The sequence below is a fragment of the Pseudomonas sp. 10(2024) genome, assembly GCF_045164175.1.
GTDB classification, from domain to species: domain Bacteria; phylum Pseudomonadota; class Gammaproteobacteria; order Pseudomonadales; family Pseudomonadaceae; genus Aquipseudomonas; species Aquipseudomonas alloputida.
This window is the reverse complement of sequence record NZ_CP174006.1, coordinates 4,177,070-4,191,577: the sequence shown is the minus strand read 5'-3', so window position 1 is coordinate 4,191,577 and position 14,508 is coordinate 4,177,070. Positions and strand designations below refer to the sequence as shown.

The window sequence follows — 14,508 nt, the reverse complement described above, 5'->3', positions numbered from 1 at the left end:
AATGAAAAAAGGGCACCTCCAGAGGTGCCCTTTTTCGTGCTTCTCACGCGTGCGCGGCCGTCATGCGATCAGTAATCTGCCGGCGCCTCCAGCAACATCTGCCGAAACTCCGGTAACGGTAATGGCCGGCTGTGCAGATAACCCTGGTACAGATGGCACCCCAGCCGCTCGAGAAACGCCAGCTGTTCGGTCAGTTCTACCCCTTCGGCAATCACCACCAGGTCCAGGCTGCGTGCCATGGCGACAATGGCGCGGACAATTTCTGCGTCGTTGGGGTCGACCGGTGCATCGCGTACGAAGCTCTGGTCGATCTTCAGCGCATCGACCGGCAGGCGCTTCAGGTAAGTCAGCGAGGAATAGCCGGTGCCGAAGTCATCCATGGCAAAACTCACCCCGTAGCGCTTCAGCTCGCGCATCTTGCTGATGGTGTCTTCCAGGTTCTGTATGACGATGCCTTCTGTGATTTCCAGCGTCAGCATCTGCCGCGGCAGGCGGTAATCGTCCAGGCTGCGCAGCACCCGCCCGACAAAGTCGTTCTGGCGGAACTGTCGCGGGCTTATGTTCACGCACAGGTTGAAATCATCAGCGTCGATCAGCCCGTCGGTCAGCATGCGGGCGCAGGCGTCGCAGGCTTCGTCGAGAATCCAGCTGCCAACTTCAAGGATCAGGCCACTTTCTTCCAGTACCTGGATGAACTGCGAGGGCGGTTGCTGACCCAGTTGCGGGTGGTGCCAGCGCAACAGTACTTCGGCACCGACGATGCGGTTGTCGCGGGCATCCACCTGCGGCTGGAAGTGCAGCGCCAGCTCGCCACGGGCCAGGGCCAGGCGCAGGTCGTTTTCCATGCGCAGGCGCTCGCTGGCGGCCTTCTGCATGGTGGTGTGGAACAGCTGGGTGGTGTTGCGACCGGAGTCCTTGGCCCGGTACAGGGCGATATCGGCACGCTTGAGCAGGTCGGCCGGTGTGGTGCCGTGGTCGGGGATCAGCGCCACGCCGATGCTGGGCGTTACCTGCAGGCGCTGGCCATCCAGTGACATCGGCTCGGCCAGCAGTTCGCGCAGGGTGTCGGCCAGCTCGCGCACTTTCTCTTCCACGTGTTCGCGGCTCCCTTCCAGGCCGCTGAGCAGCACCACGAATTCGTCGCCCCCCAGACGCGCCACGGTGTCCTCCAGGCGCACGCTGGCCTCAAGGCGGGCGGTGATGATCTTCAGCACGGTGTCGCCCACCGGGTGGCCCAGCGAGTCGTTGATGTGCTTGAAGTGGTCGAGGTCGAGGAACAGCAGGGCGCCACGCAGGTTATGGCGCTTGAGCAGGGCGATCTGCTGGCTCAGGCGGTCCATCAGCAAGGCGCGGTTGGGCAGGTTGGTCAGCGGGTCGTGATAGGCCAGGTGGCGTATCTGCGCCTGGGCGTTCTTCAGCTGGCTGACGTCGCGGGCGGTCAGCAGCAGGCAATCCACTTCGTTGAGGGTGATCGGTTCCACCGAAACCTCGACCGTGAGGATATCGCCACGCTTGTTGCGCCCGAGCATCTCGCGGTGGTGTACCCGGCCGCGCTCGCGCAACTCGGCCAGCAGCGCGCTGCGCTGCTTGTCGTCGGCCCAGATGCCGATCTCATACACCGTGTGGCCGATCACTTCATCAGTGCTGTAGCCGGTCAGGCGGCAGAAGCCGTCGTTGACCTCCAGGTAGCGGCCGCTGTGGCGTTCGGTGATGGTGATGGCGTCGGGGCTGGAGTGGAAGGCCTTGGCGAACTTCTCCTCGCTGGACTTCAGCGCGGCTTCGGCGCGTTGTTGCTGGGTGATGTCGCGCAGGGTGGTCACGCTGCAGGGTTGGTCGTCGACGGTGATCAGGCGGCTGGAAATCACACAGGTCAGCGGGTCGCCATTGCGGTGGTTGAGTACCACGGCGACGTTGCTCAAGGCCTGTTCGCGGATCACCTGCTCGATACGTTTCGCGCGCTCGACGGACTCGGCCCACAGGCCGATTTCCTCGGCGGTACGGCCAAGCACCTGCGCGCTGCTCCAGCCGAAGGTCTGGGTGAACGCCGGATTGATCTCGATGAACTGGCCAGTGTCCTGGCGGGTGACGCAGATCGGGTCGGGGCTGACCTGGAACAGGCTGGCAAACTTCTCTTCCGAGGCGCTCAGGCGCTGTTCGCGCTCCACCTGATCGGTGATGTCGAGCAAGGTGCCCGCCATGCGCAGGGGGATGCCCTGGTCGTCGCGGTACAGCCGCGCGCGGCTTTCGATGTAGCGTGAAGTGCCGTTTTCCAGCTGCACCCGGTAGGTGATCTGATAGTTGCCGGCGGGCCCTTCGCGCAGGCTACGGTAGGCTTGTCGCATCGAGTTGCGCTCGTGCTCCGGCACGCCCTCGAAGAACGCATCGAACGATTCATGAAAGGGGATGGGCGGCAAGCCATGCAGCTGCGCGGCGCGGGCCGAGCCGTAGAGCATGCCGCTTGGGATGTGCCAGTCCCAGGTGCCAAGTTGCGCCGAGTCCAGGGCCAGGTCCAGGCGCTCCTGGCTGTCCTTCAGGGCCTGCTCGGCGCGCTTGCGTTCGGTGGTGTCGACGAATGTACTGATCAGGAAGGTCACGCCTTCCAGCTCGATGCCCTGGGTGCACAGGATGCCATCATGCACCTTGCCGCTGGTTGCGCGGAATTGCACCTCCATGATCAGCGGGCCGCCGTTGGCGCGGGTCGACTCCACTATCTGGTGGCGCTGTTCGGGGTTGACCCACAGGCCCAGTTCCAGGCTGGTCTTGCCGATCACCTGGCTGCCGGGCCAGCCGAACATGTCTTCGAAGTGCTGGTTGACCTCGAAGATCATGCCATCGTGGCGGCGGGTCAGCAAAATGGCGTTGGGGCTAAGGTGAAACAGCGTGGCGAAGCGCTTTTCCGAATTGATCAGCGCCGTTTCCCGCTCGCGCTGGCGGGTGATCTCGCGGATCACACCGATCATCTGCGGTCGGCCGTGCGGGTCGCGGGTCAGGCTGCCGTTGATCTCCAGCCAGTGCAGGCTGCCGTCCGGCCAGCGGATACGGTGGCGCATGGCCTGCTCCACCGGCTCGCCGTTGAACACTGCCTGGAACATCTGGCGCGTGCGGGCGCGATCCTCCTCGGGCAGCAGGTCGAGGTAATCGATATCGGCGGGCAGTGGCCGCAGTGGATCGAAACCGAACAGGGCCTGGGTACCCCGCGACCAACTGACCCTGCCGCTTTCGATATCCCATAGCCAGGCACCCAGGTGCGCACCGTTGAGCGCTGCCAGCAGTTGCGGGGCGTTCTGCCAGGCCTGCTCGGACTCCTGGGGATCAGCTGCGGGTATTCGCGGCAGGCGCAAAAAGCGGTTTGCTGATTTGGGCATTGGTACCAGACCTGTGGCGTATGACGTGTCCTTGGAATACGAATAGCTGGCTGACAGCCGGTCAGGTGGGCCCTGAGTGGCTGTCGAGCAGGGCCATGAATGCCCTGGCCGCATTCGATAGCGTACGCTCCGTGTGCAGAATGTAGCCTAGCTGGCGCGACAGCTGTATGCCGGGTAAAGCGATGGGTGCAACCTGTTCGTCGAGCATGGTGCGTGGCAGCACGCTCCAGGCCAGGCCGATCGACACCATCATCTTGATGGTTTCCAGGTAGTTGGTGCTCATGGCGATGTTCGGCGTCAAGCCCTGGCTTTCGAACAGGCGCTGGACAATATGGTGGGTAAAGGTGTTGCCGCCGGGAAATACCGCCGGGTGGCGGGCGATGTCAGCCAGGCTGACCGACTGGTTGTTGGCCAGCGGGTGCTCGGGGGCGGCGACGAAGTCCAGGGCGTCGTCCCACACCGGCACGGCCTTGACCAAATGGTGCGGCTCGGGCGCCAGGGTGATAACGGCGATTTCGGCGCGGCCATGCAGAATCTCGTCGTAGGCCTGTTCCGAATCCATGAACTGAATATCCAGTGCCACTGCCGGGTACTGGCGGGTGAAAACCCGTAACAACGGGGGCAGGCGGTGCAGGCCGATGTGGTGGCTGGTGGCCAGGGTCAGGCGACCGCTCACGGCCCCGGTCAGATTGGTCAGCGCCCGTCGGGTATCATCCAGGACGTTGAGGATCTGGTACGCCCGCGGCAGCAGTGCGCGCCCGGCTTCAGTCAGGGTCACCTCGCGGCCCAGGCGGTCGAACAGGCGCACGTCCAGTTGCTGCTCCAGGCCGGCGATGCGTTTGCTGATGGCCGGCTGGGTCAGGAACAGGCGTTCGGCTGCGCCGGAAAAGCTGCCGGTTTCGGCAATGGCGATGAAGGCACTGAGGTTGGCCAGGTCCATGATGTTGTATTCCTTTGGGTTATCCAAAGCATAAAAATTATGAATTTGAGTTATTCAATCTAACCCCCTAGCATCGTCCGTACAAGCCAAGGGGTCTTTGGCATAGAAAGACGCTGATGAGGAACAGTCTGATGGCTGGCAAAACGCTCTACGACAAACTCTGGGAAGCCCATGAGGTCAAGCGCCGTGATGACGGCTCGTCCTTGATCTACATCGACCGCCACATCATCCACGAAGTGACGTCGCCCCAGGCCTTCGAAGGCCTGCGCCTGGCCAACCGCAAGCCATGGCGTATCGACGCCAACATCGCCACGCCCGACCACAACGTGCCGACCACGCCAGAGCGCAAGGGCGGTATCGAGGCGATCGTCGACCAGGTGTCGCGCCTGCAGGTGCAGACCCTCGACGAGAACTGTGACGAATACGGCATCGTCGAATTCAAGATGAACGACGAGCGCCAGGGCATCGTCCACGTCATCAGCCCGGAGCAGGGCGCCACCTTGCCGGGCATGACCGTGGTCTGCGGTGACTCGCACACCTCCACCCACGGCGCCTTCGGTGCCTTGGCCCACGGCATCGGCACCTCCGAGGTCGAGCACGTGCTCGCCACCCAGTGCCTGGTCGCCAAGAAGATGAAGAACATGCTGGTGCGCGTGGAAGGCCAATTGCCGGCCGGCGTTACCGCCAAGGATATCGTGCTGGCCGTGATCGGCAAGATCGGCACCGCCGGTGGCAATGGTCACGCCATGGAGTTCGCTGGCAGTGCCATTCGCGAATTGTCGATGGAAGGCCGCATGACCATCTGCAACATGTCCATCGAAGCCGGTGCCCGCGTGGGCCTGGTGGCGACCGATGCCACCACCGTTGCCTACGTCGAAGGGCGCCCGTACGCGCCGAAGGGCGAGCAGTGGAAACAAGCGGTCGAGTCGTGGAAGGACCTGGTGTCGGATGACGATGCCGTATTCGACACCGTAGTCGAGCTGGATGCCAGCCAGATCAAGCCACAGGTCAGCTGGGGTACTTCGCCCGAGATGGTCCTGGCCGTCGACCAGCGTGTACCAGACCCAGCTGCCGAGACCGACCTGGTCAAGCGTGGTTCGATCGAGCGTGCCTTGAAGTACATGGGGCTGACCGCCAACCAGGCGATCACCGACATCAAGCTGGACCGTGTGTTCATCGGCTCGTGCACCAACTCGCGAATCGAGGACCTGCGCGCTGCGGCGGAAATCGCCAAGGGCCGCAAGGTGGCCGCCAGCGTCAAGCAAGCCATCGTCGTGCCAGGTTCCGGTCTGGTCAAGGCCCAGGCCGAGCGTGAAGGCCTGGACAAGATCTTCCTCGAAGCCGGTTTCGAATGGCGTGAACCAGGCTGCTCGATGTGCCTGGCGATGAACCCGGACCGCCTTGAAAGCGGCGAGCACTGTGCGTCCACCTCCAACCGCAACTTCGAAGGCCGTCAGGGCGCCGGTGGCCGTACCCACCTGGTCAGTCCGGCCATGGCCGCCGCTGCTGCTGTAGCGGGCCACTTCATCGATGTCCGCGAGTTGATCCAAGGGAGCGCAGCATGAAAGCCTTTACCCAGCACACTGGCCTCGTCGCACCGTTGGACCGTGCCAACGTCGACACCGACCAGATCATCCCCAAGCAGTTCTTGAAGTCGATCAAGCGCACCGGCTTTGGCCCGAACCTGTTCGACGAGTGGCGTTACCTGGACGTGGGTCAGCCCTACCAGGACAACAGTAAGCGCCCGCTCAATGAAGAGTTCGTGCTCAACCACGCGCGCTACCAAGGTGCCAGCGTGTTGCTGGCGCGGGAAAACTTTGGTTGCGGCTCCAGCCGTGAGCATGCCCCCTGGGCGTTGGACGAGTACGGCTTCCGCAGCATCATTGCGCCGAGCTTTGCCGACATTTTCTTCAACAACAGCTTCAAGAACGGCTTGCTGCCGATCATTCTCAGCGATGAGGAAGTCGACGAGCTGTTCAAGCAGGTCGAAGCCAACCCGGGCTACCAGCTGACCATCGACCTGCAGGCGCAGGCGGTGACCCGCCCGGATGGCAAGGTGCTGCACTTCGAAATCGATGCGTTCCGCAAGCACTGCCTGCTCAACGGTCTGGACGATATCGGCCTGACCCTGCAGGACAGCGACGCGATCAAGGCCTTCGAAGCCAAGCACCGCGCCAGCCAGCCCTGGCTGTTCCGTGATGCCTGAAGTTCGTAGGTGAAAGTGCCGGCCTCTTCGCTCCTACAGAGGCTTACGCGGTCGTTGTAGGAGCGGGTTTACCCGCGAAGAGGCCCGCACAGGCAACAAATATCTAAAGGAACGAGACATGACCAGCACCCAGCACATCGATGTGGTTCAACGCCAGTTCGGCGAACAGGCCAGCGCCTACCTCAGCAGCGCCGTGCACGCCCAAGGCAGTGAATTCGCCCTGCTGCAGGCTGAGCTGGCAGGGCAGGCCCATGCCCGCGTGCTGGACCTGGGCTGCGGTGCCGGTCATGTCAGCTTCCACGTCGCCCCGCTGGTTGCCGAAGTGGTCGCCTACGACCTTTCGCAGTCCATGCTCGACGTGGTCGCCAGCGCCGCCGCCGAACGTGGCCTGGCCAATATCACGACCGAACGCGGCGCTGCCGAACGCCTGCCGTTCGCCGACGCTTCGTTCGACTTTGTCTTCAGCCGTTATTCGGCCCACCACTGGAGCGACCTGGGCCTGGCCCTGCGCGAGGTGCGCCGGGTGCTCAAGCCAGGTGGTGTGGCGGCGTTCATCGACGTGATGTCGCCGGGCAGCCCGCTGCTCGACACTTACCTGCAAACGGTCGAAGTGCTGCGCGACACCAGCCACGTGCGCGACTACTCCGCCGCCGAGTGGCAACGCCAGGTCAGCGAAGCCGGCCTGCACGTGCGCAGCCACACCCGCCAACCGTTGCGCCTGGAGTGGAGCACCTGGGTTGAGCGCATGCGCACCCCCGAGCCGATGCGCGTGGCCATCCGCCAATTGCAACAAGCCATGGGTGAAGAAGTACGGCAGTATTACCAGATCGAGGCCGACGGCTCGTTCAGCACCGATGTGCTGGTGTTGTGGGCCGAGCGTTAAGCACTTTTCGGTGGGGCCCGCTTGGCCACGCCGCGTGAATGGATAGAGGAAAGCATGAGCAAGCAGATTCTGATTCTCCCAGGTGACGGTATCGGCCCGGAAATCATGGCCGAGGCAGTCAAGGTACTGGAGCTGGCCAACGACAAGTTCCAGCTCGGCTTCAGCCTGGCGCACGACTTGATTGGCGGTGCCGCCATCGACAAGCACGGCGTGCCGCTGGCCGACGAAACCCTGGAGCGTGCGCGCAAGGCCGATGCGGTGCTGCTGGGGGCTGTGGGCGGGCCGAAGTGGGACAAGATCGAGCGAGACATTCGCCCCGAGCGCGGCCTGCTGAAGATCCGCTCGCAACTGGGCCTGTTCGCCAACCTGCGCCCAGCCATCCTTTACCCGCAACTGGCCGATGCCTCGTCGCTGAAGCCGGAAATCGTGTCGGGCCTGGACATCCTCATCGTCCGTGAGCTGACCGGCGGCATCTACTTCGGTGCCCCGCGTGGCCAGCGCGAGCTGGAAGGTGGCGAACGCCAGGCCTACGACACCCTGCCGTACAGCGAAAGCGAAGTGCGCCGCATTGCCCGTGTCGGCTTCGACATGGCCCGCGTGCGCGGCAAGAAGCTGTGCTCGGTGGACAAGGCCAACGTTCTGGCCTCCAGCCAGCTGTGGCGCGAAGTGGTCGAAGACGTGGCCAAGGACTACCCGGACGTGGAACTGAGCCACATGTACGTCGACAACGCTGCCATGCAGCTGGTGCGTGCCCCCAAACAGTTCGACGTGATGGTGACCGATAACATGTTCGGTGACATTCTGTCGGATGAAGCTTCCATGTTGACCGGTTCCATCGGCATGCTGCCGTCGGCGTCCCTGGATGCCGACAACAAGGGCATGTACGAGCCGTGCCACGGCTCGGCACCGGACATCGCCGGCCTTGGTATCGCCAACCCACTGGCGACCATCCTGTCGGTGTCGATGATGTTGCGTTACAGCTTCAATCAGTCGGCTGCCGCCGAGGCGATCGAGAAGGCCGTGAGCCTGGTTCTGGACCAGGGGCTGCGTACCGGCGACATCTTCTCGGAAGGCTGCCGCAAAGTTGGTACGCAGGAAATGGGCGACGCAGTAGTCGCAGCGCTGCGGAATCTGTAATCTCTCTGGCCCGCCCCCCAAAATTCCCGGTGGCGGCCCACTTTTAGCAAAGGTGTAGTTGCGATGAAACGTGTAGGTCTGATCGGTTGGCGCGGTATGGTCGGTTCCGTGCTCATGCAGCGGATGCTGGAGGAGCAGGATTTCGACCTTATCGAGCCGGTGTTCTTCACTACCTCCAATGTTGGTGGCCAGGGTCCGAACGTGGGCAAGGATACAGCGCCCCTCAAGGACGCTTATTCGATTGAAGAACTCAAGACCCTCGACGTGATCCTGACCTGCCAGGGCGGCGACTACACCAACGAGGTCTTCCCCAAGCTGCGTGAAGCCGGCTGGCAGGGTTACTGGATCGACGCCGCTTCGTCCCTGCGCATGCAGGATGACGCGGTGATCATCCTCGACCCGGTCAACCGCAAGGTCATCGACCAGCAGCTGGACGCCGGTACCAAGAACTACATCGGTGGCAACTGCACCGTCAGCCTGATGCTGATGGGCCTGGGTGGCCTGTTCGAGGCCGGTCTGGTCGAGTGGATGAGCGCCATGACCTACCAGGCGGCTTCGGGTGCCGGCGCGCAGAACATGCGCGAGCTGATCAAGCAGATGGGTGCTACCCACGCGGCAGTGGCCGATGACCTGGCCAACCCGGCCAGCGCCATTCTCGATATCGACCGCAAGGTTGCCGAGACCATGCGCAGCGAAGCGTTCCCGACCGAGAACTTCGGCGTGCCGCTGGCGGGCAGCCTGATCCCATGGATCGACAAGGAACTGCCGAACGGTCAGAGCCGTGAAGAGTGGAAGGCCCAGGCCGAAACCAACAAGATCCTCGGTCGCTTCAAGAGCCCGATCCCGGTCGACGGCATCTGCGTGCGCATTGGCGCCATGCGTTGCCACAGCCAGGCGCTGACCATCAAGCTGAACAAGGACGTGCCGATCGCCGACATCGAAGGCATGATCAGCCAGCACAACCCTTGGGTGAAGCTGGTGCCGAACCAGCGTGAAATCAGCATGCAGGAACTGACCCCGACGAAGGTCACCGGCACCCTGAACATCCCGGTTGGCCGTCTGCGCAAGCTGAACATGGGTTCGCAGTACCTGGGCGCGTTCACCGTGGGTGACCAGCTGCTGTGGGGCGCCGCCGAACCGCTGCGCCGCATGTTGCGGATTCTGCTGGAGCGTTGATCGTTCAGGCTTCACCTGAAAAATACCGCACTGGTGACAGTGCGGTATTTTTTTATGCCTGAAGGTATGCATTTGGGTCGCGGGCCTAATCGCTGGATAAGTCATGCCGCTGTTTAATGGCGAAATGTCTGCTCTGACAGCCCCCTTGCTCTTGCTCTTGCTCTTGCTCTTGCCGTTGCCGTTGCCGTTGCCGTTGCCGTTGCTTTTGCTTCTAAGTGCGCGGTAGTTCAGGCGACGCAGATTGCGACTTCAGGAGGCCGAGCGCAGGGCTTGCGAAGGGAGGTGACGGGCATGGATGCCCGTCAAGCGCTGGGCCCCAGGATGGGGCCTGCAGCGCGGTCCTCCCGGGAGCAAACCCGGAGCGAGGGGACCCCGGAGCGCAGCGCAGGGGCCGGATGATGGGAGCCGACGGCTTTGGTTACTTTGGCCACGACCAAAGTAACCCGCCGGAAGGGCGGAAAGGTGAATAGGCGCCAACATCGTGAATGAATGTCTGCTTGATGTGTAAGCGTACAACCCAAAAGCTCAAAAGCTTAAGCGCCGGTTTTGATCGGGCGTACAGTCCGTTTGCGATGGCGACGCCGACTCACCTTTCCGCCCTTACGGCTTTGGTTACTTTGGCCACGACCAAAGTAACCCGCCGGAAGGGCGGAAAGGTGACGATGCGCCACCTGCGCGAATGAATACCCACTCGGTGTGAGTGCGCACATCCAAGAAGCAAGACGCAATCGAGCAACAGCAACAGCAGCGCCGGGTGGGCACAGACAAAACCTTGCAATCCGAGTAAAGTGCCGCCCCCGCCGTTTACAGCAAAAGGATCCCTTCCATGACACACCCTTTGGATATCGCCGTCGTCGGCGCCACCGGCAGCGTCGGTGAAGCCTTGGTGCAGATCCTCGAGGAACTGGCATTCCCGGTTGCCACCCTGCACCTGCTGGCCAGCATGGAATCGGCGGGCAGCAGCGTGATGTTCGCTGGCAAGAAACTGAAGGTGCGCGAAGTCGACAGCTTCGACTTCACCCAGGTCAAGCTGGCCTTCTTCGCCACCGGCGCCGCCGTCAGCCGCAGCTTTGCCGGCAAGGCGCTGCAGGCGGGCTGCACGGTCATCGACCTGTCCGGCGGCCTGGACGACGCCCTGGCCCTGGTGCCGGAAGCCAACGCCGAACGCCTGGCCAGCCTGTCGTTGCCAGCGCGCATTGTCAGCCCATGCTCGGCCGCAGTAGCCCTGGCCGTCGCGCTGGCGCCGCTCAAAGGCCTGCTGGACATCGAGCGGGTGCAAGTGATGGCCGCATTGGCGGTGTCTGCGCAAGGCCGTGAAGCGGTCAGCGAGCTCGCCCGGCAAACCGCCGAACTGCTCAATGCCCGCCCGCTGGAGCCGCGTTTCTTCGACCGCCAGGTGGCATTCAACCTGCTGGCCCAGGTCGGTGCTGCCGACGAGCAGGGCCATACCGCGCTGGAGCGCCGCCTGGTCAGCGAACTGCGCGTGCTGCTGGGCTTGCCTGAACTGAAGATTTCCGTGAGCTGTGTTCAAGTCCCGGTGTTTTTCGGCGATAGCTTCAGTGTGGCCGTGCAAAGCCGTCGCCCGGTAGACCTGGCAGCGGTCAACCAGGCCCTGGAGGCAGCCGACAGCATCGAACGGGTGGAAAACGATGATTATCCGACCCCGGTAGGTGACGCAGTGGGCCAAGACGTGGTCTATGTTGGACGTGTACGTCACGGTGTTGATGAAGACCAGCAACTCAACCTCTGGCTAACCACCGACAACGTGCGCAAAGGCGCCGCGCTCAATGCCGTGCAAGTGGCGCAATTGTTGATTAAACACATGCCGTAAAAGATACTGGCGAGCACTTTTGTCCTGCTCCGCATGCAGGTTCCGGGACGATTCATACAAGGGAAGAGGTCATGCTTCGAATTCGCAAACTGGTTCTGGCCATGGCTGCAGCATCCGCGCTGTCGTCTGGCATGGCGAATGCGCTGGGCCTGGGGGAGCTGACCCTGAAGTCGGCACAGAATCAGCCACTGGACGCCGAGATCGAATTGCTCGACGTGCGCGACCTCAAAGCCGCCGAAGTGGCGCCGAGCCTGGCGCCACCGGAAGAGTTCAGCAAGGCCGGGGTGGCGTTTCCAACCTACCTCGAAGACCTGACCTTCACACCGGTGATCAACCCCAACGGCAAAAGTGTGCTGCGCGTGACCTCCAGTCAGCCGCTGCCAGGTCCGGTGGTCAAGTTCCTGGTGCAGGTGATGTGGCCGCAGGGCCGCCTGCTGCGTGACTATAGCGTGCTGCTCGACCAGGCCAAGGCACAGGGCGAACAGCCGGCGGCAGGCAATGTCACACCGGCCATCACCGGTGCCAGCAGCTACACCACCCAGCGTCGTGACACCTTGTGGCAGATTGCCGCGCGTAACACCCAGGGCGGATCGATCCAGCAGACCATGATCGCGATCCAGGCTTTGAACCCGGACGCCTTCATCGGCAACAACATCAACCAGCTGAAGGTTGGCCAGGTACTGCGCCTGCCCGACCAGCAGCAGATCCAGAGCATCGCCCAGGGCGAGGCGAACCGCGAGGTGGCCGAGCAGTATGCGGCCTGGCGTGAAGGCCGTCGCCTGGGGCCGCGTGCCCGCCAGCTGGATGCCACCCGCCGTGGCGCCGCCGAGGCTGCACCGTCGCGTATCGCCCAGGGCGACAACCTGCGCCTGGTCAGCCCGGGCAACCAGGCCGGTGCAGGCCAGGCCAAGGCGTTGAGTGATGAGCTGGCCATGGCCCAGGAAAGCCTGGACACCAGCCGTCGCGATAACGAAGAATTGAAAAGCCGCATGGCCGACCTGCAGAGCCAGCTGGACAAGCTGCAGCGCCTGATCGAGCTGAAGAACAACCAGTTGGCACGCCTGGAAGGCCAGGGCGCAGCCGCGTCGGCAGCGGCTGCCGATACCCCGGAGCAGCCCGTGGTCAATCCGGCACCTGCTGCTGCCGATACCGCACCCAAGCCTGTGCCGGACACCCAGCCAGCACCCGCCAGCCAGCCGAACGGTGCGCTCGACTCGGTCCTGGGCAACCCGTGGCTTCTGGGGGTGATTGCCGGTTCCAGCATCCTGGTGCTGGCACTGCTGCTGTGGCTGCTGGCGCGCAAACGCAAGGCCCAGCAAGAAGCCGAGAAGCACCTGCGCATGGCGCGGGCGCTGGAAGAAGAGCAGGGCATAGGTTTCGACAGCGATACCGAGAGCTTCGACGGCGTCGAATCCCGGGAGCCTGGCGTAACCCTGTCGCCGGCTGTGGTTGCCGCTTCGGCTGCAGCTGCCGTTGCTGCGGAAAAAGTGGCAGAACCGGTCACCGAGGCAGCCCCCGAGCCTGAACCACAAGCAGACCCGCACGCCGCGCTGCTGGCGCAAGTCGACCAATGCCTGGCCGAAGGCCGCCTTAATCGTGCCACCGAGCTGCTGGAGCCCGCCGTGGCCGCCGCGCCGGAGCGTGACGACCTGCGCCTGAAACTGATGGACGTGTACGCCCGTCAGGGTGACCAGAGCGCGTTCGCCGAACAGGAGCGTCAGCTGCCGGCCAGCGAGCAGAACGTTGCTGAAGTCGCCGGTCTGAAAGAGCGTTACCCCGCCATGCTCGGCCTGGCCGCTGCCGGCCTGGGTGCGGCGGCGCTGGCTGCCGAAATGGATGAGCAGTACGTGCAAGAGCTGCTGCACGATGAGCCCGAAGCGCCGGTAGTTGCCGATGTGGTGCCTGACGAGTTGTCCGGGTTCGAGCCGCAAGAGGAGGCTGAGCCAGAGGTTGTCGCGCAGGCAGCGCCTGACGCTGAGCTGGACGCCTTCGATGATGTGCCAACGCTCGATGCAACGGACCTGGCCGAGCAGGATCTGGACAGCGCCTTCGACCTGAGCCTGGGTGAAGACCTGGCCGATCAAGACCCGCTGGCCGCGTCCGTGCTGGACGAGCCGATGGCGCAGGGGGGCGTACCCGACGAGCTGGTAATCGCTGAGCCTGTGCTGGATGAGCCCGTACAGGAAGAAGCTCAGCCGGAAGAACAGCCCTTTGCCGTGGATGCCGAGCTGCAAGCCGAAGCCGACGCCGATTTCGAGGCCATGCTGGCTCAGGCCGAGCCTCAGCCTGCCGTGGACCTGTCTGATTTCGACCTCGACGTCAGCGAGCCGGTTGCCCCGGCTGCCCCTGAGGCGCTGGAGCAAGATCCGCTGGATGTCACCGCCGAACTGGCTGCCTTCGACAGCGAACCGGAGTTTGATCCGGTCTCCGAGTTCGACTTGCCATCGGACTTCGACCTGTCCCTGTCGCTGGAAGATGATTCGCCGGCAGCCAAGAGCTTTGCCTCGGAGCTCAATGACGTCAACGCCGAGCTGGACAAGCTGTCGCAGAGCCTCGAAACGCCATCGCTCGAGCCGCATTTCACCAGTGAAGACGCGGTTGCGCAGCCAGAGCCCGAGCCTTTGGATGACCTGGACTTCGACTTCTTCTCCGGCAGTGACGAAGTCGCCACCAAGCTCGACCTGGCCCGTGCCTATATCGACATGGGTGACAGCCAGGGCGCGCGCGACATCCTCGATGAAGTGGTCAAGGATGGTGACGACAGCCAGCGTCAGGAAGCCGAGGACATGCTCTCCCGGCTGGTCTGATGCAAGCAGGGCAGGCCTCTTGCCGTGCTGGCCGCGCCCACAGGATCTCCACAAATGTTCGACCTTGTGAGTGACCTGTGGGGGCGGGCGTGCCCGCGAAGAGTCCCGCAAATACAGTGCGCATCCATCGGCAGCCCTACGAGGCTGCCGTTGTCGTTATAAT

At 63.3% G+C, this 14,508-nt stretch carries 9 protein-coding genes; 7 read left to right on the top strand and 2 right to left on the bottom strand.

Features of this window, described 5'->3' with window-relative positions; genetic code table 11:
- Positions 1-68: 68 nt before the first annotated feature.
- Complete coding sequence (locus tag ACI7M0_RS18955) at positions 69-3,365, bottom strand: bifunctional diguanylate cyclase/phosphodiesterase (protein WP_129933894.1); 3,297 nt, start codon at positions 3,363-3,365, stop codon at positions 69-71.
- 61 nt (positions 3,366-3,426) lie between these two features.
- Complete coding sequence (locus tag ACI7M0_RS18950; protein ID WP_010953001.1) at positions 3,427-4,305, bottom strand: LysR family transcriptional regulator; 879 nt, start codon at positions 4,303-4,305, stop codon at positions 3,427-3,429.
- Between the two features lie 131 nt (positions 4,306-4,436).
- Here ACI7M0_RS18950 and leuC point away from each other — a divergent pair, with 131 nt between their 5' ends.
- From leuC to ACI7M0_RS18915, 7 genes are all read left to right on the top strand, one after another.
- Entirely contained in the window at positions 4,437-5,870 is a 1,434-nt protein-coding gene (leuC, locus tag ACI7M0_RS18945; RefSeq protein ID WP_010953002.1) for a 3-isopropylmalate dehydratase large subunit, read from the top strand.
- Positions 5,867-6,511 (top strand): 3-isopropylmalate dehydratase small subunit, encoded by a 645-nt coding sequence (gene leuD, locus ACI7M0_RS18940; RefSeq protein ID WP_020192544.1) that lies wholly within the window; start codon positions 5,867-5,869, stop codon positions 6,509-6,511. Before leuC ends, leuD begins: the two co-directional genes overlap by 4 nt.
- Positions 6,512-6,629: 118 nt before the next feature.
- Complete coding sequence (locus tag ACI7M0_RS18935) at positions 6,630-7,394, top strand: class I SAM-dependent methyltransferase (protein ID WP_014754047.1); 765 nt, start codon at positions 6,630-6,632, stop codon at positions 7,392-7,394.
- Between the two features lie 54 nt (positions 7,395-7,448).
- On the top strand, positions 7,449-8,531 hold the full coding sequence (gene leuB, locus ACI7M0_RS18930) for a 3-isopropylmalate dehydrogenase (protein ID WP_020192546.1): 1,083 nt from the start codon (positions 7,449-7,451) through the stop codon (positions 8,529-8,531).
- 63 nt (positions 8,532-8,594) lie between these two features.
- Entirely contained in the window at positions 8,595-9,707 is a 1,113-nt protein-coding gene (gene asd / locus ACI7M0_RS18925; RefSeq protein WP_003247195.1) for an aspartate-semialdehyde dehydrogenase, read from the top strand.
- Between the two features lie 826 nt (positions 9,708-10,533).
- Positions 10,534-11,538: an aspartate-semialdehyde dehydrogenase gene (locus ACI7M0_RS18920; RefSeq protein WP_129933914.1), complete on the top strand. Its 1,005-nt coding sequence runs from the start codon at positions 10,534-10,536 to the stop codon at positions 11,536-11,538.
- 71 nt (positions 11,539-11,609) lie between these two features.
- Positions 11,610-14,345 (top strand): FimV/HubP family polar landmark protein, encoded by a 2,736-nt coding sequence (locus tag ACI7M0_RS18915; protein WP_129933913.1) that lies wholly within the window; start codon positions 11,610-11,612, stop codon positions 14,343-14,345.
- The last annotated feature ends 163 nt before the right edge of the window (positions 14,346-14,508 follow it).